Here is a 2,404-nt window from a genome sequence, read left to right as displayed (position 1 = left end):
AAAGACTAAGAAGAATGTCTTTAAGTCAACCAACTTACCTGGAGTCGAAAGACAAAAGGGACAACAGCATGTTGGTAAAGCCGGAAATAGAGAGAAGGCGTTAAAACTAGAGTCCGGCAAGACTTGTGTGACATGGTGAAGGTTAAACTACCTGAAGCCCAATTCTGACGGTATACGCGATTGCCTATTCCTACAACGCCTAAAAGGAATAACCGTTTGTGTGTAGTTTTAAGCATTTGAACCACACAACTTCTTCAAACGGAGTCAACCAGCGATGAGATGGCTTAACGAATGAATGGGACACCTAAATCACACTGTTACGTACTGAGTTAATCAAGCGCGGGATGACCTACAGGGGGCGACCCCTATGGTTACAGAGTTCCTATAGTAGTCCGAGGACGGGAAAGCCGTCCACATGAGGCAGTTTATTACTGGGATTCACTGTAATAACTGCGGTGGCAAAGGGGAACAGGTAATCTTCACACTTATAACGAGAGGTACGCGAGATGCGAAACGCCGAAACGGTTTTAAGTGTAATCCGAGACAGAGGACAACGTGGTTTACCTTTGGATGGTATTTACAGACAACTTTTCAATCCGAATCTGTACCTCTTAGCGTACAGCCGCATTTATAAAAATAATGGGGCAATGACACAAGGAGTTACATCAGAGACTGTAGATGGGATGTCCCTTAAAAAGATTGAAAACCTCATAGAAGATATTCGCTATGAACGTTTTCGGTGGACACCAGTACGGCGGATTAATATTCCCAAGAAAAATGGAAAAACTCGACCGCTGGGTATTCCCACTTGGAATGATAAATTGGTTCAGGAAGTAATACGTTTGATACTAGAAGCGTACTACGAACCTCAATTTTCCAACAGCAGTCATGGTTTTCGACCCAAGCGCGGATGCCATACGGCACTAACATTAATAGACCGAACTTGGCAAGGAACTAAATGGTTTGTCGAAGGAGATATTCGCGGTTGTTTTGACAATATAGATCATAAAATCTTAATGTCAATCTTACGTGAGAAAATCCAAGATAACCGCTTTTTAAGATTGATTGAAAATTTACTCAAGGCAGGTTACTGCGAGCAATGGAAATATTATTCGACCCTTAGCGGAACCCCACAAGGCTCGATTATATCACCCATACTTGCCAATATCTATCTTGACAAATTCGATAAATTTATCGAACAAATACTGATTCCAGAGTATACACGCGGCAAATGTCGGGCGGAAAATCCAGAGTATTCAAAACTCGTAAAGCTGGCTTGGTACTACAGGCAGAATGGACAATTTGAGAAAGCACGTCAACTGGAAATTAAATACCAGAAAATGCCCTCGAAAAATGTTCGTGACCCTGGGTACAGAAGGTTAAATTACGTCCGCTATGCAGACGATTTCCTACTTGGTTTTATTGGCTCATTTCAAGAAGCTAAAGCAATTAAGGAGAAAATCAAGACCTTTTTAGCTGCAAATCTTCAGTTAGAACTGTCATCAGAAAAGACCTTAATTACTAATGCCAGGAATGAAGCAGCAAGCTTCTTAGGTTATAAAGTTCTAGTTCAATATTCTGACGATAAGCATACCAATGGTAAACGCTCAATCAACGGAATTGTTGCACTTAGAATCCCAGCAAGAATTATAGAAGAAAAATGTGCCTTATACATGAGGAATGGTAAACCCATTCATCGCCCTGAATTAATAAATGATGATGATTTTACTATTATCAACATTTACCAATCAGAATTTCGAGGGTACGTACAATTCTATAGTCTGGCTCAAAATATTGCATGGCTGCGAAAACTCCAATGGGTTATGTCGAGTTCGCTGATGAAAACCCTTGCCTGTAAATACAGAACTAGCGTAGCGAAAATCTGCGCCAAGTATAAGAAGACTGTTAAGCTTCCACAAGGAAGAAGAAAATGTGTGGAGATAACCGTCCCTGTAGAAGGTAAGAAATCCTTAGTGGCTCGCTTTGGCGGCATACAATTAAAACGTAACCTAAAAGCAACCATTTTAGACCTACCAACAAGTAGAAAGCCCGCTTTCAGAAATGAACTAATCAAGCGTCTGCTTGCTGACAAATGCGAGATTTGCGGTGCAAAAGGTAACATTGAGGTTCACCATATTCGCGCCCTTAAAGACCTCAAAACCAAGGGCAGAAAAGAAAAACCGCAATGGATGCAAATTATGTCCGCACGTAGAAGGAAAACTCTCATGGTTTGCTCTCAATGCCATGATGCAATACACGCTGGTAAACCAATGTCTCAACGAGTCTCGTGATAACAGAATACTGGAGAGCCGTGTACCTGGAAATCTCGTAAGCACGGTTCGGAGGGGGCTAGTTAGAAAAGGAGCCAAACAGTGGCAACCTCGCTAGCTGGCTACCCACTTTC

At 41.8% G+C, this 2,404-nt stretch carries 1 protein-coding gene; it reads left to right on the top strand.

Annotation, left to right across the window (positions count from 1 at the left end; genetic code table 11):
* Positions 1–506 precede the first annotated feature (506 nt).
* Positions 507–2,291 (top strand): reverse transcriptase domain-containing protein, encoded by a 1,785-nt coding sequence (locus FNW02_RS37885; RefSeq protein ID WP_191762588.1) that lies wholly within the window; start codon positions 507–509, stop codon positions 2,289–2,291.
* Positions 2,292–2,404: the final 113 nt, after the last annotated feature.

It is taken from the genome of Komarekiella delphini-convector SJRDD-AB1 (genome assembly GCF_014831675.1).
Classification (GTDB): domain Bacteria; phylum Cyanobacteriota; class Cyanobacteriia; order Cyanobacteriales; family Nostocaceae; genus Komarekiella.
The sequence above is the reverse complement of the archived record's forward strand: the minus strand, read 5'-3'. Positions and strand labels throughout refer to the sequence as shown.